The 21,975-nt window shown below is 43.0% G+C and carries 17 protein-coding genes, 3 tRNA genes and 3 rRNA genes; 7 read left to right on the forward strand and 16 right to left on the reverse strand.

The window, feature by feature from the left end; translation table 11 throughout:
• Nucleotides 1–40: 40 nt before the first annotated feature.
• From EVU92_RS03370 to nudE, 8 genes are all read right to left on the reverse strand, one after another.
• Nucleotides 41–355, reverse strand: a complete 315-nt coding sequence (locus tag EVU92_RS03370; protein ID WP_130050015.1) for a hypothetical protein — start codon at nt 353–355, stop codon at nt 41–43.
• 67 nt (nt 356–422) lie between these two features.
• Nucleotides 423–1,031, reverse strand: a complete 609-nt coding sequence (locus EVU92_RS03375; protein WP_130050016.1) for a hypothetical protein — start codon at nt 1,029–1,031, stop codon at nt 423–425.
• A gap of 145 nt (nt 1,032–1,176) precedes the next feature.
• Nucleotides 1,177–1,350, reverse strand: coding sequence for an alpha/beta hydrolase (locus EVU92_RS03380; protein WP_130050017.1), 174 nt, complete (start codon nt 1,348–1,350; stop codon nt 1,177–1,179).
• Nucleotides 1,351–1,811: 461 nt separating this feature from the next.
• Nucleotides 1,812–1,888: transfer RNA gene (locus EVU92_RS03385), tRNA-Met, on the reverse strand.
• A gap of 63 nt (nt 1,889–1,951) precedes the next feature.
• A tRNA-Met gene (locus EVU92_RS03390) sits at nt 1,952–2,028 on the reverse strand.
• Nucleotides 2,029–2,091: 63 nt separating this feature from the next.
• Nucleotides 2,092–2,168, reverse strand: a tRNA-Met gene (locus EVU92_RS03395).
• A 138-nt stretch (nt 2,169–2,306) separates the two neighbouring features.
• Nucleotides 2,307–3,104, reverse strand: coding sequence for a 3'(2'),5'-bisphosphate nucleotidase CysQ (gene cysQ, locus EVU92_RS03400; protein ID WP_130050018.1), 798 nt, complete (start codon nt 3,102–3,104; stop codon nt 2,307–2,309).
• Entirely contained in the window at nt 3,097–3,669 is a 573-nt protein-coding gene (gene nudE, locus EVU92_RS03405; protein ID WP_205987937.1) for an ADP compounds hydrolase NudE, read from the reverse strand. Before nudE ends, cysQ begins: the two co-directional genes overlap by 8 nt.
• Nucleotides 3,670–3,730: 61 nt before the next feature.
• Between nudE and yrfG the strand changes: the two genes are divergently transcribed.
• Nucleotides 3,731–4,390, forward strand: a complete 660-nt coding sequence (gene yrfG, locus EVU92_RS03410; protein ID WP_130050020.1) for a GMP/IMP nucleotidase — start codon at nt 3,731–3,733, stop codon at nt 4,388–4,390.
• A 12-nt stretch (nt 4,391–4,402) separates the two neighbouring features.
• Here yrfG and EVU92_RS03415 read toward each other — a convergent pair whose 3' ends face one another.
• Nucleotides 4,403–5,023: a dUTP diphosphatase gene (locus EVU92_RS03415; protein ID WP_055199370.1), complete on the reverse strand. Its 621-nt coding sequence runs from the start codon at nt 5,021–5,023 to the stop codon at nt 4,403–4,405.
• 111 nt (nt 5,024–5,134) lie between these two features.
• Here EVU92_RS03415 and EVU92_RS03420 point away from each other — a divergent pair, with 111 nt between their 5' ends.
• Nucleotides 5,135–5,764, forward strand: a complete 630-nt coding sequence (locus EVU92_RS03420) for a peroxiredoxin-like family protein (RefSeq protein WP_130050021.1) — start codon at nt 5,135–5,137, stop codon at nt 5,762–5,764.
• Nucleotides 5,765–5,796: 32 nt separating this feature from the next.
• Here the strand turns inward: EVU92_RS03420 and EVU92_RS03425 are convergent, their stop codons facing one another.
• Nucleotides 5,797–6,165, reverse strand: a complete 369-nt coding sequence (locus EVU92_RS03425) for a YacL family protein (RefSeq protein WP_130050022.1) — start codon at nt 6,163–6,165, stop codon at nt 5,797–5,799.
• Nucleotides 6,166–6,286: 121 nt separating this feature from the next.
• Entirely contained in the window at nt 6,287–6,511 is a 225-nt protein-coding gene (locus EVU92_RS03430; protein ID WP_054554878.1) for a hypothetical protein, read from the reverse strand.
• Nucleotides 6,512–6,769: 258 nt separating this feature from the next.
• Between EVU92_RS03430 and uvrD the strand changes: the two genes are divergently transcribed.
• The 4 genes from uvrD (at nt 6,770) to EVU92_RS03450 (ending at nt 12,985) form a co-directional block, all read left to right on the forward strand.
• Nucleotides 6,770–8,935 (forward strand): DNA helicase II, encoded by a 2,166-nt coding sequence (gene uvrD, locus EVU92_RS03435; protein ID WP_054563945.1) that lies wholly within the window; start codon nt 6,770–6,772, stop codon nt 8,933–8,935.
• Nucleotides 8,913–10,982, forward strand: coding sequence for a GNAT family N-acetyltransferase (locus tag EVU92_RS03440; protein WP_130050023.1), 2,070 nt, complete (start codon nt 8,913–8,915; stop codon nt 10,980–10,982). Before uvrD ends, EVU92_RS03440 begins: the two co-directional genes overlap by 23 nt.
• Nucleotides 10,945–12,069, forward strand: a complete 1,125-nt coding sequence (locus EVU92_RS03445; RefSeq protein ID WP_130050024.1) for an ABC transporter substrate-binding protein — start codon at nt 10,945–10,947, stop codon at nt 12,067–12,069. Before EVU92_RS03440 ends, EVU92_RS03445 begins: the two co-directional genes overlap by 38 nt.
• Nucleotides 12,070–12,136: 67 nt before the next feature.
• Complete coding sequence (locus EVU92_RS03450; protein ID WP_130050025.1) at nt 12,137–12,985, forward strand: CZB domain-containing protein; 849 nt, start codon at nt 12,137–12,139, stop codon at nt 12,983–12,985.
• Between the two features lie 268 nt (nt 12,986–13,253).
• Here the strand turns inward: EVU92_RS03450 and rrf are convergent.
• The 5 genes from rrf to rhlB all read right to left on the reverse strand — a co-directional run bounded on the left by rrf (nt 13,254) and on the right by rhlB (nt 21,530).
• A 5S ribosomal RNA gene (rrf, locus tag EVU92_RS03455) occupies nt 13,254–13,368 on the reverse strand.
• Nucleotides 13,369–13,492: 124 nt separating this feature from the next.
• Nucleotides 13,493–16,375 (reverse strand): 23S ribosomal RNA (locus tag EVU92_RS03460).
• Between the two features lie 278 nt (nt 16,376–16,653).
• Nucleotides 16,654–18,194 (reverse strand): 16S ribosomal RNA (locus EVU92_RS03465).
• The 16S, 23S and 5S rRNA genes sit together here, the layout of an rRNA operon.
• Nucleotides 18,195–18,713: 519 nt before the next feature.
• The gene (gene gppA / locus EVU92_RS03470) at nt 18,714–20,207 is read right to left on the reverse strand and encodes a guanosine-5'-triphosphate,3'-diphosphate diphosphatase (protein ID WP_130050026.1); all 1,494 of its coding nucleotides are present in this window, start codon (nt 20,205–20,207) and stop codon (nt 18,714–18,716) included.
• 45 nt (nt 20,208–20,252) lie between these two features.
• Nucleotides 20,253–21,530, reverse strand: a complete 1,278-nt coding sequence (gene rhlB, locus EVU92_RS03475) for an ATP-dependent RNA helicase RhlB (RefSeq protein WP_130050027.1) — start codon at nt 21,528–21,530, stop codon at nt 20,253–20,255.
• Between the two features lie 90 nt (nt 21,531–21,620).
• On the opposite strand from rhlB, the gene trxA reads away from it, so the two are divergent.
• Nucleotides 21,621–21,947 carry a thioredoxin TrxA gene (gene trxA / locus EVU92_RS03480; protein ID WP_054554679.1) on the forward strand — a complete coding sequence of 109 codons (327 nt, stop codon included), beginning with the start codon at nt 21,621–21,623 and terminating at the stop codon, nt 21,945–21,947.
• Nucleotides 21,948–21,975: the final 28 nt, after the last annotated feature.

Below are 21,975 nucleotides of genomic sequence, written 5' to 3' on the forward strand. Positions count from 1 at the left end.
TAGTTTCGGCTAAGTGCCTTTTTAAACGACAAAACATGACCTAACCCTCGAATACGTTTAACTGCTCGACGAGACGAATGTCATGTAACAAATGGTTATGCCTTACCGACAAAGTGTTTTCTGGTGTTGGCTGTATTTTGTAACCGAGGTGCTGTAAAACCAGTGTAAATAGCGCTTTCTGCTGGTAACCCATAGGTTGCCCATTTAATTGAAACTCTTCGATTACATTCTGCGCATAACTAGAATTATTTTGTAATGACTGCCAAATGTGCTTTTGCACTTGATAAACCTGTATCACTGACGTGTGATAGCAATTGATCTGTAGGCTTAATAAATAGTTTTCTAGTGAGCTCATAGGGATATCCATAACAAAAAAAATCACTTTAAAAGCTCAAGTTAAGTTGAGGTAAAGTGTTTTGTTATTATTTTTTACCCCATTTATTCATAATTTGTTTAAATAGTTTTGCTTCTTTATCTTCACAGGGTCTTGGGGATCCGCTTGGCACTCCAGATTTACCAAACACCGAATTAAGGTCAATGTCATAGCACTGACCATTAAGCATCTCGGTACGCTTGCTGCCATCGCCACTTTGCCAAACGACGGTTGCTTTATCAGAGACGGTTAATTGCGCAGGCACTGTAACCCTGCCTACAGACGAATTATTATGTGCGGCTTCAACCTGTCCAAATGCAGAGGCACTAGTAGCGCTATTTTCAAAATTAAGCTGTGGAATTGGCGCATAAGGGTTGAGCTTTTTAAAGGGTATCGCAGCTGTTTTTGAGTTTTCAGTGCTCACTTGTCTCTGCTCACTAACCAAGCTTTCAAGTGCTTTAGCATCTTTTACCTGTTCAGAGCCATTCTTCGGTATACCTTCTTTTTGCGGCACAGCCTTAGCCTCATCTGGCATTATTTGTGGCTGTTCTGGTGAAGGTTTTTCTTGGGTTTTCTTAACACTCGGTAACGCAGTTAAATCAACACTCACATAAGCGTTGATTACTTTTGGTGGCTCGGCAACTGAAGGCCGTTTCACAAATTTGCCATGTTGAATAAATAGCAGCAATAACAAAACATGCAGCGTAATTGAAATGATCCATGCTTTATAATTCCTTTTTAACACCCAAGCGCTCCGTTTTTGTTTATAAGAGTGACAAATGAACGAATAAGTTCATCGGAAATTAAACGGTAAGCGGTAAGCGGTAAGCGGTAAGCGGTAAGCGGTAAGCGGTAAGCGGTAAGCGGTAAGCGGTAAGCGGTAAGCGGTAAGCGGTAAGCGGTAAGCGGTAAGCGGTAAGCGGTAAAAAACTAACTAATAACAAACTTGAGTCAAGTGTTCTCTGTCTAAAACCCACCCATTCGATCTGCTTAAAGCTTAGGGCTTAGGGCTTAAAACTTTTTCAAGCATAAAAAACACGCTTTCGCGTGCCTGATTACTATAAATTTTAATTTCAGTTGCTTGCAGGAGCTGTGGCTAATGAGAGCGAACCGACGACCTTCGGCTCATGGCACCTAAATTTTAGGCATAAAAAAACACGCTTTCGCGTGCCTGATTACTATAAATTTTAATTTCAGTTGGTTGCGGGAGCTGTGGCTAATGAGAGCGAACCGACGACCTTCGGCGCATGGCTCCTAAATATCAGGCATAAAAAAACACGCTTTCGCGTGCCTGATTACTATAAATTTTAATTTCAGTTGCTTGCGGGAGCTGTGGCTAATGAGAGCGAACCGACGACCTTCGGCTCATGGCTCCTAAATTTCAGGCATAAAAAAACACGCTTTCGCGTGCCTGATTACTATAAATTTTAATTTCAGTTGGTTGCGGGAGCCGGATTTGAACCGACGACCTTCGGGTTATGAGCCCGACGAGCTACCAGGCTGCTCCATCCCGCGCCTGAAATTGTAGATTTATTTAAAGTTGCTTTACATGACAACTTGGCTTCCAATTCAGAAAATTGGTTGCGGGAGCCGGATTTGAACCGACGACCTTCGGGTTATGAGCCCGACGAGCTACCAGGCTGCTCCATCCCGCGCCTGTAATTATTAAGTTTATTTTACTTCTCACTTAATTTAAGAAGTCAGCCAATTCAGAAAATTGGTTGCGGGAGCCGGATTTGAACCGACGACCTTCGGGTTATGAGCCCGACGAGCTACCAGGCTGCTCCATCCCGCGCCTGTAATCTCTAAGTAACGTTAACATGTTAACCATGCCTTGTTCCGAAGAGAGCGCTATAATATAGCAATTAAATTAGAAATCAAGCGTTATAATTGAAATAGAGCCTCAACCGAACAAAAAGCACACAAAACTACACTAAAATCCGCGCTGATGAGGACTAATCATTTTTTGCCATTCCCAATCAGGGTGCCCCATGACGATAAAGTCTGGATTCTCGGTACTTTCACGTTGATTATAAGTGAGTGGGTTAAATTCAGCATCCGTAATACATCCTCCGGCTTCTTCAACAATCACTTGCGAAGCGCCGGTATCCCACTCACCTGTTGGCCCTATTCGTAAAAAACAATCGGCTTTACCTTCTGCTATGATACAAGCTTTTAGTGAACATGAGCCTAATGCCACAGTCGCAAACTGAGTATTTAGATACTGGCTTACAGCTTCAATTTTTTGTCTGCGGCTTACAGCTAAGGTTAAATTATCGGGTGTTGCTACTGAAATTTGCTGATCTTGGCCATTTTCACGTTTAAATGCACCATTTTGGTAACTTGCAAAATAAGTTATTTGTTTCGCTGGCCAATGAATAACGCCAAGAACTGGACGATTATTTTCAACTAAAGCGATATTTACTGCAAAATCACCACTTTCGAGAATAAACTCACCCGTACCATCCATTGGATCAAGTAACCAATAACGATGCCAATCTTTTCTGTCTGCAAGTGCTGGAATGGGTGTTTCTTCTGACATAATTGGAATATCAGGTGCTATAGCCTTTAAACCTGCCATTAATACATCGTTAGATGCTAAATCGGCCTTGGTGACCGGAGTATGATCTGACTTTTGCTCAGCACCAATATCATCCTGCTGATAAATTGCCATAATGGCATCGCCCGCTTGCTCAGCTAACCGAATGCACGGTTCTAAAAAATCATTCATTGCCCGCTCCCGACTCTAAGTACTTTGTTAATAATAGCAAAGCTGCGACACTTCGTGCTTCAGTAAAGTCTTCTTGTTGCAATAATGATTGCCAATCACTCATTGGCCATTTCACCACAACAAGCGGTTCTGGCTCATCACCAGGCAAGGTTTCAGGGTAAAGATCTTCGGCATACAAAATATGCATAGTGGCATTAAAGTAACTAGGTGCCATACTGACTTTTTTAAGTTCAGCGAAATGCTTAGCACCAAAGCCAACCTCTTCTTTGAGCTCGCGGTCGGCAGCTTGCTCAGGTGTTTCACCTGGGTCAATTAAACCTTTTGGAAAACCCAACTGATAATCATTGGTACCCGCACAATACTCTCGCACTAATAACAGTTCGTTATCGGCCGTTACAGGTACAATCATAACGGCACCTCTGCCACCGCCACGAATTCTTTCGTATTGCCTTTGCTCGTCATTTGAGAACTTCAATTCGAGAGATTCAACAGTAAATAGTCGGCTTTTAGCGACAACTTCATTAGACAAAATTTGCGGTGGTGTAGGATGCTTTTTCTGTGTCATTGGCATTAATTTGCTATCATGGCAGTTATGCTCATCATAAATCTTTTAAAGTGAATTGCCTATGTTAAATTGGTCAAAAATCGATACTGTGTTGTTAGATATGGATGGCACCCTACTCGATTTGCATTTTGATAATTACTTTTGGCTTACTGTTATTCCCGAGCAATATGCGCATAAACATAAAATCAGTTTAGACGAAGCAAAAGCTGACATTTTGCACCGTTATCAACAAGTTCACGGACAAATTAATTGGTACTGCTTAGATTATTGGCAACAGCAACTTGACTTACCAATTATGGCGTTAAAACGTGACATTCAACATTTAATCAGAATTCGTGAAGATGTTCCGCCATTTCTAACGGAACTAAGAAAAGCAGGCAAGCAATTGATCATGCTCACTAACGCACACCCAGATTGTGCCATGTTAAAGTTTGAACTAACTGCGATTGATAACTACTTAGATGGCGTGATCTCAACTCACCAATATGGCGTGAGTAAAGAGCATCAACCATTATGGCAACAAGTACACCAAGAATGGCAGTTTGATAAGGAACGGACTTTATTTGTGGATGACAGCCCGGCAGTACTCGATGCGGCAAAAGAGTTTGGTATTGGTCATATTCTTGCGGTTGCCAACCCAGATAGTCAGCAACCGCACAAGCAGTTCGATGGCTTTTTATCGACCATCGATTTTCGAGAGTTTATGCCCGTTATAAAATGAGCATAAACACGTTTATTTAGGGTAACGCTGCTCTAAGCCTTGGTATACAAGCTTTGCGAAATCCGCGTGCTCTGTATCTAGGCTTTTTACCACTTCAACTAGGTGCTCATTATCTTCTTGACCGTTCCACACTTTGATATAACTACCGTCTTTGTAGCCATGATCTTGGCGGAAAAAATTCAAAGTGTTTTTACCTACGTAACCACGGTATAAATCGTCGATATCCATACCGATTTGTGCCATACAACCAGCAAATGCAGCAGCATTAAAGCTCTTTTCAGCGACAGCTGAAGCAGCTAATAATTCGAGTGTTTGTTTAAAGTCATCAGCTTGAACTGGCGCACTTAACTCTGCTTCAAGTTGTGCTGCTAACTGCTCATAGCTGGTTTCACCATCGATACGTAAAGATAAACCGAAATGGAAAATATCAACTAACTCTAAAATAACTTGTTCAGTATCTGGAGTTTGTTTCTTCCACCACTTCCAACCATAGTGATCAAGCATTTCAGCACACTCAACCCAAATTGCACGATACCATTCAAAACCTTGGCTAAACCATTGCTCATGTACTTTGGTATTCATCGCATTTTGCATCTCGAGCATGACAACGAGTTTTTGTAAATTAGCAGACATTTTTTATCCCAACTTGCATTTTTTATTTGCCTATATATTACAGTAAAGATGAAATAAATACCGCAACAATCAGGTCATCTTTGCAGTTGATAAAAATAACCGAGGAAGCCCATGTTTAAATCTCTACTTATTAGCGCACTGTTTGTGCTATCAAGCCAAGTTGTTGCTGCAACTGCCTCTAATATTGCCGAATCTGCAGAGCAAGTCAGTCCATTATTACCAGGATTAGCGGTGCCAAATGTTGAATTAAAAGACCAATACGGCAAAACCGTCTCATTAAGTGAGCGCTTTAAAGAAAAAACCACAGTGCTGATTGTTTATCGTGGTGGCTGGTGTCCATATTGTTCAAAACAATTGGCCAGCGTACAAAAAATAGAGAAAGAATTAGCTAATTTAGATGCGCAATTAATTGCCGTTTCGCCAGACAGTCCTGAAAAACTTGCTGAAACAAAAATTACAGCTCCTAGCTATCAATTGCTTTCTGACGACAGCCTCACTTTGGCGCAAACGTTAGGTTTAGCATTTTACTTAGATGACAAAACAGCAAAGATTTACCGCAATAAGCTTGGGGTTAACTTTGTGTCGCTGGATGGTGAAGCGAAAGTAGCGTTACCAGTACCTGCAGTGTTTGTAATCGACACAAATGGGTTAGTTCATTTTCAATATGCTAACCCAAATTACAAAGTACGTTTAACAGAGGATTTATTACTAGCAGCTGTTAAATCAGTGAGCGAACAATAAATTAGCAAGGGATAAGCAGAACATGCTTCTGCTTATCGGCCTTGTGTAAATTCTTGCCAAGATTCAATTAAATCAACAAAGTCTTCAAAGCCGCAGCCACTGCACAGGCCTTCTTCTTCAAGCATTAAATCATCATCTTGGTAGGCAACTAAGTCTTCATTATCTTGATGTAATGCATGTGCTTCGAATAATGCTTCGTCTTTACTTAAGATCAAATCAATTTCTTGACCTTGTAAGGTTAAAGGCTCATGGCAGCTGTTAACCGCAGCGATCAAAGCTTGCACCATCGCTATTTTTTCTTTACCAACTTCTTCGTTTAGCCAACGGCCTATGATGGCATGTTCAGAAGAAATTTTAATGCGTAAACCGCTAATAGGGTCGCGGATAAATTGATATTCCATGGAGGGTACTCATAATACATTATCTGCTAATTATACCGTTTGCAGCTAAACGTGGCGAGTTTTGCAACCTTAAAACAACACGAGCGCCTAAGTGGCGCTCGTGTTTGTGCTATTTAAATAGCTAGAGTCGCGATTTGAAGCGTGCAGCATCAATAATCGCCCATAGGTATACGATTGGCAGTAAAATAAAACCAACTGCCACATAAATTAGTGCACCACTAATAACCCATGCTAAAAAGAATGCAATAGCCGCCATTAAACGACCTTGTACCAATTGCCCTAAACCAGGAAAAAAGATATTACATATTGCTGCGATTACATTACCGCCAGAACCTTGCTCTGCCATACTAACCTCTATAGTTTTTAATGATTATACTTTTAGTAAACATACTTTATGCCAACTTATTATGGCTTACAAATCAAAGCGTTAAAAAATAGCGTTTTTTTGATTTTAGTTCTTTTTGCTAAAAATCGGTCAAATTCACAATTTTTATTTACAATTTTAATGACTTGCCAAAATAGCTGTTTATAAAAACAGTATTTTATTTAGCCTTGCATAAACACCTGTTATACTCCACTCATTATAGATTGAAAAGGCGTAACGATGGACGTTTCTGAATTACTCGATGGCTTAAATGACAAACAACGGGATGCAGTCGCAGCCCCATTGCAAAACATGCTAGTACTTGCAGGTGCGGGTTCTGGTAAAACTCGAGTACTTGTTCATCGCATCGCATGGCTTATGCAAGTTGAGCAAGCTTCTGCATATAGCATCTTTGCGGTAACGTTCACTAACAAAGCCGCGAAAGAAATGCGCACCCGTGTAGAAGAAACGTTAAAAGCACCGGTTGGTGGTATGTGGATTGGTACTTTCCATGGCTTATCTCATCGTATTTTGCGCGCCCATCACCGTGAAGCGAACTTGCCTGAAAGCTTTCAAATCTTAGATTCTGATGATCAACAACGTATGATCAAACGCTTGCTTAAAGCGATGAACATCGATGACAAAAAGTGGCCTGCAAAACAGTTTGGCTGGTATATCAGTGCGAAAAAAGATGAAGGCCTACGTCCTAAAGACATTCAAGCCTACGATATTAACGAGCAAATGATGTTGAAAGTCTATGCTGCGTATCAAGAGGCTTGTGACCGCGCTGGTTTAGTCGACTTTGCAGAAATACTGCTACGCTGCTACGAAGTACTTAAGAATCATCCGACACTTTTACGTCACTATCAACAGCGTTTTGCCCACATGCTGGTAGACGAGTTTCAGGATACCAATACTATTCAATATGCTTGGCTAAAATTACTCGCGGGTAATACGAATAGTATTATGATCGTAGGTGATGATGACCAAAGTATTTATGGCTGGCGTGGCGCAAAAATTGAGAATATCAAACGCTTTTTAACTGACTTCGAAGCCGAAACCATTCGCCTTGAACAAAATTACCGCTCAACAGCAACCATTTTGAAAGCGTCAAATGCGCTGATCAAAAACAATGCTGAACGCATGGGCAAAAGCCTTTGGACAGACGGCAATGATGGTGAGCCTATTTCTGTTTATGCCGCTTTTAATGAATTAGACGAAGCACGCTTTGTTAGCAGTAAGCTACGTAGCTGGCTAAATGCAGGTAATGCATTACAAGACGCCGCCATTTTATACCGTAACAACGCGCAATCTCGTGTACTCGAGGAAGCAATGTTGCAAGAAGGCTTAAAATACCGCATATACGGTGGTATGCGCTTCTTCGAACGCCAAGAGATCAAAGATGCACTTTCGTATTTACGTTTAGTCGGTAACCGCCAAGATGATGCCGCTTTCGAGCGTGTTATTAACACCCCAGCACGCGGCATTGGTGATAAAACGTTAAGCCACATTCGTGATTGCGCGCGGAATGAGTCACTGCCGCTTTGGTATGCCGCAAAAGCAATTGTAGAGCAACAGCACTTATCTGGCCGAGCAGCGAGTGCAGTCACTAAGTTCTTAGAACTTGTTGAACATATCGAAGATAAAATCAGCGATCTGACCTTAGAAGAGCAAGCTAAATACGCCATTCAAACTTCTGGGTTAATGGCTATGTATCAAGCTGAAAAAGGTGAAAAAGGCCGTGCTCGCGTAGAAAACTTAGAAGAGCTTATTAGTGCGTGTGGCCAATATGAACTACCGGAAGATGAAGAATTCAGCTCGCCACTACAGGGCTTTTTGGCTTATACCTCACTAGAATCAGGCGAGGGCCAAGCCGATGAGCACGAAGACGCGGTTCAAATGATGACCCTGCACTCAGCAAAAGGCTTAGAGTTCCCGCTGGTATTTATGGTCGGTGTTGAAGAAGGCATGTTCCCGTCACAGCAAAGTAATGAAGAATCTGGCCGTTTAGAAGAAGAACGCCGCTTGTGCTATGTAGGTATGACTCGCGCAATGGAAAAACTATACATTAGCCACGCGGAAAGTCGCCGTTTATACGGACAAGAAAAATACCATAGTCCATCACGCTTTTTACGTGAAATGCCTGAAGACTGTATCGAAGAAATTCGTATTAAAACCCAGGTCTCAAGGCCACCTGCGGCAGGTCGCTTTAGTCCATCAGTGACGCATGCAGCATTTGAAGATAGCGGCTTTAACTTAGGACAACGTGTATTGCACGCCAAGTTTGGTGCAGGGACCGTACTCAATTACGAGGGTAGCGGCGCACAGTCACGTATTCAAGTGAACTTTGATGACTTAGGCAGCAAATGGCTTGTAACACAGTATGCAAGACTTCAAGCCTTATAATGAGTATATAACAGCACTGTGCAACGAGCTGACGATTGCAAAGCATCGCCAGCTTGTCATAGTGCAAGGAAGCGAAACTTGGTGCTATCAGTTTGCTAGCCAACTAGTGCTTAAAAATAGCTATGTTTTCAGCAGTAGCTCACAATTAGTGAGTAGTGAGTTTCCAAAACATGCTCACCAAATTCTTGGCCAAGAGTTTCAGCACGCAATTTTTGATGGTTTTAGCGGCTTATATGTCGATAAACTAGCAGCGCTTGCAGGTACCGTAAAAGCAGGTGGTGTACTGATATTATTACTGCCCAATGACAGTCATTGGCAAGACCCTGCACTAAGGAGTATTACCTCCTATGGCGAAGAGATTACACACAGTTTTTTTAATCAGCGTTTTTTCGCCAAGCTAAAGTTGCAGCCACATTATTTAACTCAGCATTCTCTCCCAGCTTACCAGCCGGTATCGCCAGCAACTGCTGAGATAAACTATCAGCAACAACAGCTATGTGTAGAGCAAATAATTAAAACCGCGACAGGGCGCGCTAATCGACCTTTAGTTATTAGTGCAGATCGAGGTCGTGGTAAGTCAGCCGCTTTAGGGCTTGCAGCAGCAAATCTTCAAGATAAGAAAATCCTTATTTGTGCAACACAAGCTAAAGCCGTACAAACAAGCTTTAAACATTTAGCCGCTAAGCTTGGTATCAGCAAAGAACAAAACTGTAAACAACTAGCTAACCTCAGCTATGTTGCGCCAGATACACTGTTAAACGAAAAACCAGACTGTGATCTGCTATTTGTCGATGAAGCTGCCGCTATTCCTGTACCAATGTTATTGCAGATCCTGAAAAATTACCCACGAATCGTATTTGCTAGCACTATGATTGGTTATGAAGGGAATGGGCGTGGTTACACGTTACGCTTTTTACATTATTTACGTAGCCAATTTAAATCACTAAAGACAATTACTTTGGGCGAACCAATTCGTTTTGCCAACCATGATCCGCTAGAAAATATCATACGTGAACTATTACTACTCGATGCAAAGTACCTAGACACACAAAGTAGTGAAGCATACAAATTTGAAAATATAAGCAAAGAACAACTTATTGATGATGAGCAGCTACTTAGCCAAATTATGGCGCTATTGGCGTTGGCTCATTACCAAACCACGGTTAACGACTTACGCCAATTGCTTGATGCCCCTGAGTTACAGCTATCTATCTGTAAACAAGAAAATGCGTTAAAAGCCGTTTGCTTAATTGCTATTGAGGGTGGCTTAACAGCAGAAATCGCAGAGCAAGTAATAAAAGGAAAACGTCGACCACATGGTCATTTAATGGCGCAAACTCTGACTCAATTGAGCCGAAATACAGAAGATTTGTGTAAACGCTCAGCGAGAGTGGTAAGAATAGCGGTCGCACCAGAGTCCCATCAACAAGGTATAGGTTCAGCCCTATTAAACTTTTGTGAGAACCAATTAAAAGATTGTAGTTATTTCGGAGCCAGCTTTGGGGCAAACGCTGCTTTAGTTAAGTTTTGGCAAAGTAATGGCTTTAATGTTGTTAAACTTGGATTTAGTCACGATAAAGCGACCGCGGAACATGCTGCCTTAGTGATGAAAACTTTAGATGAGCAAAGCAAAGATAGAGCTGCACAATTCATTGAAGAATTTAAACAAGACCTCTCTTTGCAACTACTCAGCCATTTTAGCTCACTTCCTTGGCAGCTTATTATGGAACTATTTAAAGGCCTCCCTAGAAGTGACTGTCCTGAAGGCTTAAATGAAAGAGCAGAACGGCTCTTAACAAGCGATATTAACCACTTTCAAGTACAGCCATTGCTATGGCAAATGATTTGGTGCACACCAATTAGTCTAAATTTATTAGATGAAAATACAAAATTCATCCTAATTCGACTAGTATTACAGCAAACCTCTGTAAATAGCTTGATCGAAGAAGCCGGTTTTACAGGTAAAAAAGACTTAGACTTAAAGTTCAAAACCGCAGTGCAAGGTTGGTATGCTCACTATAAATCTCTTCAAAATAACAGCCATTAAGTGTTTCTGTATATATACCTTACTGCTATCTCAGTTCGCTTTCGCTGAGCTTAAACAACCAACTATTAAACTTGGCATGTCTACAGCACTGACTGGACCTGCTAAGCAAATAGGCGAACAACTAGCGCTTGGCAGTAATATTTACTTCAATAAAATTAACAAAGAAAACGGTATTAATGGGCAAAGTATCGATCTAATATTAGCTGATGATGGCTATGAGCCAAAAAATGCCGTAGTGAATACCCGCGAGTTTTTATTTGACCAAAAGATCCATGCAATTTTTGGCTCAATGGGAACACCGACAGCCCATGCAATTAAACCCCTGCTAGATAGGCACCGCATTCCATTTCTAATGCCATTTACGGGCGCTGACTTTTTACATAACAGTTCAATGCCAAATGTATTTAACCTCCGTGCCAGCTACCAAGATGAAGCGATTGAGCAAATTAACTATTTAATCAAAGAGCAAAAGCATGAAAAAATTGGGCTAATGATCCAGGCTGATGAATTTGGTTATATGGTTGAGAGCAACCTGGTTAACGCACTAAAAATACATGGAATTAAGCCAGTAGAAGTTGCTCGATTTAAGCGTAATAGTCAGGATATCTCTAAGGCATTAACTCTGTTAAAGGAAAGTAATGCAACCGCAATTTGTTTAGTTGGCACCTACGAGCCTCTCGCTGAATTTATTAATGCAGCAAACAAACAAGGCTTCAACCCTGACTATACTTCTGTGTCTTTCGTTTCCAGTCATGATTTATACAAGCGTGTCAAACAACCCGCCAACATTATGGTCACCGAAGTGGTTCCCGACCCAAATAACTGTAAAAACTCTTGGTGTAAGCAGTTTATTGAAGATATCGAGCCATATCACACTAGTGCAAATAGAATTATTTTTGAAGGTTATTTGAATGCCGTTGCATTGGTTAGCGCTGCCAAGAAATGTCCAACACCATTAAACAATCAATGCTTACTTACCGAATTAAATCGTTTGTTTACTGACACGTCTGATTTCGCTGATTTATTTAACACCCACTCCGCAGGAAATAACAAAAAAATCTACCGCTCATATTTTAAAAGTAATTAGGTTAAACTACGACTAAAATACAATAATGTTCTATGCTATAGAGACTTAACAAGGCTTTGAGGGAAATATGGATCTGATTAATTTTCGAGTTGGGCAAAAGACCATTTCACTAAAAATTCTCGATATTCTTCTAACTGAGCGTTACGAAGGAAATCTCACGTCTTTGCCAAATGAAAATAAAAGCTTCATTGGGGTTAAAGATTACATGGAAACTCCTACGCCTATTTTTGATTTAGGAATTGTATTAAACAATCACTCCACCAAAGAAACCAATGCCGAGTTATCTGACCTTTTAGTTGAAAGAGAAAAAGACCACTTAGATTGGCTAGATGCCTTAGAAAATAGCTTAGTTACTGGCGCGCCTTTTACAAAAGCCACTGATCCAGATAAATGTGCTTTTGGTCGTTGGTATAATAACTTCGAAACAGATAATGAAGACTTAAAAAGTATATTAGCTAAGTTCGATAAGCCACACCGCGAATTACATGCCATGGCTGGTGAGTTATTAGAATTGCAAAAAAGCCAACCTCACGACAAAGTCATTAGCTTATTTGCAGAGAAAAAGCGCCAAACATTCAATCAGCTTATTAGACTATTTGAATCGGCACGTGAACAGATCATTCTTGATTATAAGCCAATAATCATCTTCACTACTAAAGATGGCGTTACGCCACATATAGGCTTATTAGTCGACAAAGTAGAAGACAGCATCAACGTTAAGAAAGAAGACATTAAACCGCTAGATCAATTAACCTCTGTTGGTTTTGATGTTGACCCGCAAACTAAAAACATGATGCGCGGACTAATTAAAATGAAGCATAAACACAGCTTATTATTAGACCCAAGCGCCATCTTCCGTCCAGAACACCTAATGCGCCACGAGGCAGAAGAAACCGAAGAGTATGGGCTTTTTTAGTTAGCAAGTTGCGAGTGTAAAGTCATAAAGGCTCTAGGCTCTAGGCTCTAGGCAAAGTGTAGTTGTAGGAATGGCTTTAGCCATGAATGTGTTGGTTAAGGTCTAGATACGGCACTGACGTGCCTCCTACAAGGTTTTGTTGCTGAGGGAGACTCTTCACTAAACACCCCCACCGCTCAGCTGACATCTATTATCTGACGGCTGAAAGCTGACAGCTCCAAACGCAAAAAAGCCCGACTCTTTCGAATCGGGCTTTCTTTAATTTGGAGCCTGGCAATGTCCTACTTTCACATGGCAAATGCCACACTATCATCGGCGCTGTTTCGTTTCACTACTGAGTTCGGCATGGGGTCAGGTGGGTCCAAAACGCTATTGTCACCAAGCAAATTTGGGTCGTTAATCGCTTTAGCAATCAACTAAAATCTGGAATTCTGATATCAAGTAAATGTCTACTTTAGTTTCTTAACTTCTGTCTGTTACGCTGTCACAAAACGCGTTTGGCGTTGTATGGTTAAGCCTCACGGGTAATTAGTACAGGTTAGCTTAATGGCTCGCACCACTTCCACATCCTGCCTATCAACGTTGTAGTCTTCAACGGCCCTTCAGAGACTTTAAAAGTCTAGTGAGAACTCATCTCGAGGCCTGCTTCGCGCTTAGATGCTTTCAGCGCTTATCAGTTCCGAACGTAGCTACCGGGCAGTGCCATTGGCATGACAACCCGAACACCAGCGGTTCGTTCACTCCGGTCCTCTCGTACTAGGAGCAACCCCTCTCAATTCTCAAACGCCCACGGCAGATAGGGACCGAACTGTCTCACGACGTTCTAAACCCAGCTCGCGTACCACTTTAAATGGCGAACAGCCATACCCTTGGGACCGACTTCAGCCCCAGGATGTGATGAGCCGACATCGAGGTGCCAAACACCGCCGTCGATATGAACTCTTGGGCGGTATCAGCCTGTTATCCCCGGAGTACCTTTTATCCGTTGAGCGATGGCCCTTCCATTCAGAACCACCGGATCACTATGACCTACTTTCGTACCTGCTCGACGTGTCTGTCTCGCAGTTAAGCTGGCTTCTACCATTACACTAACCGTACGATGTCCGACCGTACTTAGCCAACCTTCGTGCTCCTCCGTTACTCTTTGGGAGGAGACCGCCCCAGTCAAACTACCCACCAGGCACTGTCCGTAACCCCGATTAGGGGCCAACGTTAGAACATCAAAACTACAAGGGTGGTATTTCAAGGACGGCTCCACAAAGACTAGCGTCTCTGCTTCAAAGCCTCCCACCTATCCTACACATGTAGGTTCAATGTTCAGTGCCAAGCTGTAGTAAAGGTTCACGGGGTCTTTCCGTCTAGCCGCGGGTACACAGCATCTTCACTGCGATTTCAATTTCACTGAGTCTCGGGTGGAGACAGCGTGGCCATGGTTACACCATTCGTGCAGGTCGGAACTTACCCGACAAGGAATTTCGCTACCTTAGGACCGTTATAGTTACGGCCGCCGTTTACCGGGGCTTCGATCAAGAGCTTCGTCCGAAAACTAACCCCATCAATTAACCTTCCGGCACCGGGCAGGTGTCACACCGTATACGTCATCTTGCGATTTTGCACAGTGCTGTGTTTTTAATAAACAGTCCCAGCCACCTGGTCACTGCGGCTCCCGTCCGCTTAGAGAGCAAGTCTCATCACAGATAGGAGCGTACCTTCTCCCGAAGTTACGGTACGATTTTGCCTAGTTCCTTCACCCGAGTTCTCTCAAGCGCCTTAGTATTCTCTACCTGACCACCTGTGTCGGTTTGGGGTACGATTCGGTATAATCTGAAGCTTAGAGGCTTTTCCTGGAAGTATGGCATCAACAACTTCACACCCTTGGGTGCTCGTCTCGTGTCTCAGTCTTAAGAGTCCGGATTTTCCTAAACTCTCAACCTACTCACTTTCACATGGACAACCAACGCCATGCTTGTTTAGCCTGCTCCGTCCCCCCATCGCAATTATACCAAGTACGGGAATATTAACCCGTTTCCCATCGACTACGCCTTTCGGCCTCGCCTTAGGGGTCGACTTACCCTACCCTGATTAACATGGGATAGGAACCCTTGGTCTTCCGGCGTGCGGGTTTTTCACCCGCATTATCGTTACTCATGTCAGCATTCGCACTTCTGATACCTCCAGCATACCTCCCGGTACACCTTCAACGGCTTACAGAACGCTCCCCTACCACTCAAACAAAGTTTGAATCCGCAGCTTCGGTGCATAGTTTAGCCCCGTTACATCTTCCGCGCAGACCGACTCGACCAGTGAGCTATTACGCTTTCTTTAAAGGATGGCTGCTTCTAAGCCAACCTCCTGGCTGTCTGGGCCTTTCCACATCGTTTCCCACTTAACTATGACTTTGGGACCTTAGCTGGCGGTCTGGGTTGTTTCCCTCTTCACGACGGACGTTAGCACCCGCCGTGTGTCTCCCGGATAGTACTTTACGGTATTCGGAGTTTGCAAAGGGTTGGTAAGTCGGGATGACCCCCTAGCCTTAACAGTGCTCTACCCCCGTAAGTATTCGTCCGAGGCTCTACCTAAATAGATTTCGGGGAGAACCAGCTATCTCCCGGTTTGATTAGCCTTTCACTCCTAGCCACAGGTCATCCCCTAACTTTTCAACGTTAGTGGGTTCGGTCCTCCAGTTGATGTTACTCAACCTTCAACCTGCCCATGGCTAGATCACCGGGTTTCGGGTCTATACCTTGCAACTAAACGCGCAGTTAACGCTCGCTTTCACTACGGCTACCCTAATCGGTTAACCTCGCTACAAAATATAAGTCGCTGACCCATTATACAAAAGGTACGCAGTCACCCTCGAAGGGCTCCTACTGCTTGTACGTACACGGTTTCAGGTTCTATTTCACTCCCCTCACAGGGGTTCTTTTCGCCTTTCCCTCACGGTACTGGTTCACTATCGGTCAGTTGGGAGTATTTAGCCTTAGATGATGGTCCACCTATATTCAGTCAAAGTTTCACGTGCTCCGACCTACTCGATTTCACTTAAGATGCATTTTCGTGTACGGGACTATCACCCTGTATCGTCAAACTTTCCAGAATGTTTCACTAACACATAATAAGCTTAAGGGCTGGTCCGGTTTCGCTCGCCGCTACTTCCGGAATCTCGGTTGATTTCTGTTCCTACGGGTACTTAGATGTTTCAGTTCTCCGCGTTCGCCTCGTTAACCTATGTATTCAGTTAACGATACCTGCAAGCAGGTGGGTTTCCCCATTCGGAAATCCTAGTCTCAAGCGCTTTTTACTAGCTTGACTAGGCTTATCGCAAGTTAATACGTCCTTCATCGCCTCCAACTGCCAAGGCATCCACCGTGTACGCTTAGTCACTTAACCATACAACCCAAACGGGTCTTTGTTAGTGACAGCTGTTAACTTCGCCAGAAGTTAATTCATCAAATAATGATGAGAATACTAAAGTAGATACCAATTAATCTTTCGATTAATGGCATATTTTTTACTTTTGAAAACTCTTTATAGATACGAATATCTATAAGAATTTTAATATCAGCTTTCCAAATTTTTAAAGAGCATATTAATTAGTTAAACCAAGCGGTTTAGCTAACTAACAATCATCTGTGTGGACACTACGAACAAATAAGTTCTAAATCGTATAAGGAGGTGATCCAGCCCCAGGTTCCCCTAGGGCTACCTTGTTACGACTTCACCCCAGTCATGAATCACTCCGTGGTGAACGTCCTCCCGAAGGTTAGACTATCCACTTCTGGAGCAACCCACTCCCATGGTGTGACGGGCGGTGTGTACAAGGCCCGGGAACGTATTCACCGCATCATTCTGATATGCGATTACTAGCGATTCCGACTTCATGGAGTCGAGTTGCAGACTCCAATCCGGACTACGACGCACTTTAAGTGATTCGCTTACCCTCGCAGGTTCGCAGCACTCTGTATGCGCCATTGTAGCACGTGTGTAGCCCTACACGTAAGGGCCATGATGACTTGACGTCGTCCCCACCTTCCTCCGGTTTATCACCGGCAGTCTCCTTAGAGTTCCCGACCGAATCGCTGGCAACTAAGGATAGGGGTTGCGCTCGTTGCGGGACTTAACCCAACATCTCACAACACGAGCTGACGACAGCCATGCAGCACCTGTATCAGAGTTCCCGAAGGCACCAAACCATCTCTGGTAAGTTCTCTGTATGTCAAGTGTAGGTAAGGTTCTTCGCGTTGCATCGAATTAAACCACATGCTCCACCGCTTGTGCGGGCCCCCGTCAATTCATTTGAGTTTTAACCTTGCGGCCGTACTCCCCAGGCGGTCTACTTAATGCGTTAGCTTTGAAAAACAAGTCCGAAGACCCGAACTTCTAGTAGACATCGTTTACGGCGTGGACTACCAGGGTATCTAATCCTGTTTGCTCCCCACGCTTTCGTACATGAGCGTCAGTGTTGACCCAGGTGGCTGCCTTCGCCATCGGTATTCCTTCAGATCTCTACGCATTTCACCGCTACACCTGAAATTCTACCACCCTCTATCACACTCTAGTTTGCCAGTTCGAAATGCAGTTCCCAGGTTGAGCCCGGGGCTTTCACATCTCGCTTAACAAACCGCCTGCGTACGCTTTACGCCCAGTAATTCCGATTAACGCTCGCACCCTCCGTATTACCGCGGCTGCTGGCACGGAGTTAGCCGGTGCTTCTTCTGTAAGTAACGTCACAGCTAAGTGCTATTAACACTTAACCTTTCCTCCTTACTGAAAGTGCTTTACAACCCGAAGGCCTTCTTCACACACGCGGCATGGCTGCATCAGGCTTGCGCCCATTGTGCAATATTCCCCACTGCTGCCTCCCGTAGGAGTCTGGGCCGTGTCTCAGTCCCAGTGTGGCTGATCATCCTCTCAAACCAGCTAGGGATCGTCGCCTTGGTGAGCCCTTACCTCACCAACTAGCTAATCCCACTTGGGCTAATCTTATGGCGTGAGGCCCGAAGGTCCCCCACTTTGGTCCGTAGACATCATGCGGTATTAGCAGTCGTTTCCAACTGTTGTCCCCCACCATAAGGCATATTCCCAAGCATTACTCACCCGTCCGCCGCTCGACGCCAGAGGTGCAAGCACCTCTTCGTTTCCGCTCGACTTGCATGTGTTAGGCCTGCCGCCAGCGTTCAATCTGAGCCATGATCAAACTCTTCAATTAAAAGTTTTTTCTGTCCCGAAGGACATGCTCAATGAATTCTGAATTTTGATATCTTTCGATATCGAATTGACTGTGCTGAAACAAGTAAACTTGTTTCCGTTGGTCACTCAGTTCAATTGAGACTCTAAATTTGTTTGCGTCATCTAGCGAACTAGAATCGGCTGTTAGAACTCAATCTGTACGAGTGCCCACACAGATGATTGCTTTATATTGTTAAAGAACGTTTGAGATACTTTCGCGTCTCAAGGGCTGTGCATTCTACGCAAGCCGTTATTTTTGTCAACACTTAATTTTGAGAAAAGTTTATTTTTTCAAAACTCAGTCTTACTTGACTCAACCAACTCGTTGTTTTGCTTTTTTGTAAGCAGTCCGCCGTGTCGGTGGATGCGCATTATAGGGAGATCCGAATTCAGATCAACTGTTTTTTGCAGTTTTTATTAAAAAAATGACTGTTCGCGCAAAATACGAACGAAACGCGTAAAAACAATACTAAAAAAGGCCCCAGAGGGCCTTTTGACGTTATTTTACTATGAGCTTCCAACCTACTTTTGCTTGTAGCTTGGACTCTAGTTGCAGCTCACTGGCCATTAATGGGTGATATTTTAACCAATCACCATCAAATGTCAGTGTGAGGGTGTTTTCATTAACACTGAGATCGATTGCTGGCAGTACATCATCTTGGCGGCGCATTGATAAGATTACTGCAATCCGCAAGACTCTTGTTAAACATTCAGCTAACTGCTGATGGCAACCTAAATGAGCAAAGCTGTTTTTTAGCAGATCAGCACGATGTTCATTGGCAACAGCCGTTATCAATTTATGTTCAGATTGTGAGAAACCTGGCAAATCGGTGTTTTCTATAATGTAAGCTGTGTGCTTATGATAAAGCTTATACTCTATTAACAAGCCAATCTCATGCAGTTTTGCTACCGTTCTTAATAATGCTATTGCGTTATCATCGATTGATTGCCATTGCTGCGCTACATTTTTTGCCAGTTGCTCTGCAAGTTGCGCAACGCGACAGGCTTGTTTTTGATCAACATGATAGCGATTCATTAAACCATCAACAGTACGCTTACGAATATCGTGGTTATGAAGTTCTGGCACCATGCTGTATAAAACACCTTCACGCAAGGCACCGCGTGCAAGACCCATTTGCTTAATACCTAGCGATTCAAACAATGCGATTAAAATAGCGAGGCCAGATACAAACACCAAACGGCGCTCTTCACTCAACCCTGGAAGCTCAAGATCAGCAATTGTTGCAAATTGCACTGATTGTTCTTTAATGGCGAGTAGTTTATCGAGAGTTAATAGCTCATCTTGATTTTGTGCAACCATGATCTCTTGAATCGCTTGCACAGTACCCGATGCACCACTCGCTATTTGCCACCCGCTCGCTTGGTATTCATCAACAATTTCTGAAACGACTTCACTGGCAGCTTTAATTGCAGCTGCAAAGTTTTCGTTGCTGAGTTTTTGATCTTTGAAATAGCGCTCTAAAAAGGTGACACAACCCATATGCAGGCTTTTATAGTGCAATGCATCAAAACCCTTACCGATAACGACTTCGGTACTTGCCCCACCGATATCAATAACGAGTTGTTTTCCGCTACAGGCAGAGGTATGCGCCACACCTTTATAAATTGTCTTAGCTTCTAACTCACCGCTGATAACATTGATTTTATGACCAAGGATCTGTTCAGCTTTTTCCTTGAATACATCAGCATTGATAGCAAGACGTAAAGTTGCGGTCGCAACAATTGTGATGTTTTTCTGTGGTATGTCTTGCAAACGTTCAGCGAACAAGGCTAAGCATTCCCAGCCTCGTTGCATGGCTTCTGTGCTTAGGACGTTATTTTCATCAAGCCCTGCAGCAAGCCTTACTTTACGTTTAACTCGACCGATCGTTTGTAGACCGCCAGCAATCGATTTAGCGATCAGCATATGAAAGCTATTTGATCCTAAGTCGATTACTGCATACACATTTTTTTGCGGTTGAAGTTGCCCCACCGTTCAAAAACCTCTAGTTACTACTAAGTCTTCAATAACGGTCGTTTATTGCGACCGCGATTTCTGGTAACTATTATTTGGTCGACGTCCGTTGTTATTACGATTACGTGGGCCTGTAGAATAGTTCCGCTTTTTCTGAATAGTAGGCTTAGTTAAATCATCAAGCAATGCACTTTTATCATAATGTGATAATGGAATGCTGTGTTCTATATATTGCTCAATTTCGTGGAGATTATAGGCATACTGCTCACAGGCAAAGCTAATAGCGTGTCCTGATGCACCAGCACGTCCAGTACGGCCAATACGGTGTACATAGTCTTCACAATCATCTGGCAAATCAAAATTAAATACATGACTTACTTCTGGGATATGTAAACCACGGGCAGCAACATCTGTTGCAACTAAGAAATCTAAATCACCTTTGGTAAATTGAGCCAAAATTGATTGACGCTTTTTCTGGTTTACATCACCGGTTAATAAACCAACTCGGTGACCATCTGCTTTCATCCATGCATAAACATTCTCACAACTGTGTTTCGTGTTTGCAAACACAATTGCTTTATCTGGCCATTCTTCTTCAATCAATGTTAACAGTAACTTAATTTTGTCATCTTGTGATGGATGGAATAGCTCTTCTTGAATTCGCTTACCTGTTTTTACATCAGGTTCAACTTGAACATGCTCTGGGTTAGTCATATGTTCAAATGCTAATTCCTGAACACGATAAGACAAGGTTGCTGAGAATAGTAGATTTAAACGCTCAGACGCTTCTGGCATACGTCTAAACATATAACGGATATCTTTTATGAAGCCTAAATCGAACATTCGATCTGCCTCATCAAGCACCACAACTTCAATTTCGTTCAGGGTATAGCAGCCCTGTTTATATAAATCGATAAGGCGTCCAGTGGTACCAATTAAAATATCAACACCTTTTTCTAGTTGTGCACGTTGTTTTTCGTAATCTTCGCCACCATATACTAAACCTAAGTTAAGATTACAGTGTGGCGCTAAAATTTTTGCATCTTTGTGTATCTGAATCGCCAGCTCCCTTGTTGGGGCCATGATCAGGGCTCTTGGATGTTTACTAGGTGCTTTGCTAGATTGTAATAACCGATGGCACGTGGCAGTTAAAAACGCCAACGTTTTGCCCGTACCTGTTTGTGCCTGGCCCGCAATATCGCGGCCTTCACAAATAAAAGGTAGGCATTTCGCTTGAATGGGTGTGCAATATTCAAACCCATTTTCGGTTAAACCGGCAACCACTTCCGGTGCGATAGCAAAGTCTGAAAACTTTTTATCGGTCAAATGTGTCTTAGTCATAGCGTTTAAGCATAACGTTTAAACTTGCAATAAGAAACAAGAGTGTTTAAATACGCATTAAATATTTCGCCTAACTAATCGGAGATCGCAATGAGCGAGAAAATTATTCAATTAACTGACGATAGCTTTGAAGCTGACGTACTACAATCAGACAAACCTGTACTTGTTGATTTTTGGGCTGAATGGTGCGGACCTTGTAAAATGATCGCCCCTATTCTTGACGAAGTAGCTGGCGAGTTTGATGGCCGTGTTACCGTTGGTAAACTTAACATCGATCAAAACGCAGGCACACCACCTAAATTTGGTATTCGTGGTATCCCTACGTTACTTCTTTTCAAAGATGGTCAGGTTGCAGCAACCAAAGTTGGTGCACTTTCTAAGACTCAATTAGTAGAGTTTTTAGAAAACAACATCTAATGAAAATATAAAAAAAGGGCTTTTTGCC

The sequence above is a fragment of the Pseudoalteromonas sp. MEBiC 03485 genome, assembly GCF_004195145.1.
GTDB lineage: Bacteria > Pseudomonadota > Gammaproteobacteria > Enterobacterales > Alteromonadaceae > Pseudoalteromonas > Pseudoalteromonas apostichopi.

Bases quoted from the DNA above. Each gene is read 5' to 3' on its own strand.
- EVU92_RS03370 (WP_130050015.1), bottom strand. From the start codon at position 355: ATGAGCTCACTAGAAAACTATTTATTAAGCCTACAGATCAATTGCTAT.
- cysQ (WP_130050018.1), bottom strand. From the start codon at position 3,104: ATGAATGATTTTTTAGAACCGTGCATTCGGTTAGCTGAGCAAGCGGGC.
- nudE (WP_205987937.1), bottom strand. From the start codon at position 3,669: ATGACACAGAAAAAGCATCCTACACCACCGCAAATTTTGTCTAATGAA.
- yrfG (WP_130050020.1), top strand. From the start codon at position 3,731: ATGTTAAATTGGTCAAAAATCGATACTGTGTTGTTAGATATGGATGGC.
- EVU92_RS03415 (WP_055199370.1), bottom strand. From the start codon at position 5,023: ATGTCTGCTAATTTACAAAAACTCGTTGTCATGCTCGAGATGCAAAAT.
- EVU92_RS03420 (WP_130050021.1), top strand. From the start codon at position 5,135: ATGTTTAAATCTCTACTTATTAGCGCACTGTTTGTGCTATCAAGCCAA.
- EVU92_RS03425 (WP_130050022.1), bottom strand. From the start codon at position 6,165: ATGGAATATCAATTTATCCGCGACCCTATTAGCGGTTTACGCATTAAA.
- EVU92_RS03430 (WP_054554878.1), bottom strand. From the start codon at position 6,511: ATGGCAGAGCAAGGTTCTGGCGGTAATGTAATCGCAGCAATATGTAAT.
- uvrD (WP_054563945.1), top strand. From the start codon at position 6,770: ATGGACGTTTCTGAATTACTCGATGGCTTAAATGACAAACAACGGGAT.
- EVU92_RS03440 (WP_130050023.1), top strand. From the start codon at position 8,913: ATGCAAGACTTCAAGCCTTATAATGAGTATATAACAGCACTGTGCAAC.
- EVU92_RS03445 (WP_130050024.1), top strand. From the start codon at position 10,945: ATGCTCACTATAAATCTCTTCAAAATAACAGCCATTAAGTGTTTCTGT.
- EVU92_RS03450 (WP_130050025.1), top strand. From the start codon at position 12,137: ATGGATCTGATTAATTTTCGAGTTGGGCAAAAGACCATTTCACTAAAA.
- rhlB (WP_130050027.1), bottom strand. From the start codon at position 21,530: ATGACTAAGACACATTTGACCGATAAAAAGTTTTCAGACTTTGCTATC.
- trxA (WP_054554679.1), top strand. From the start codon at position 21,621: ATGAGCGAGAAAATTATTCAATTAACTGACGATAGCTTTGAAGCTGAC.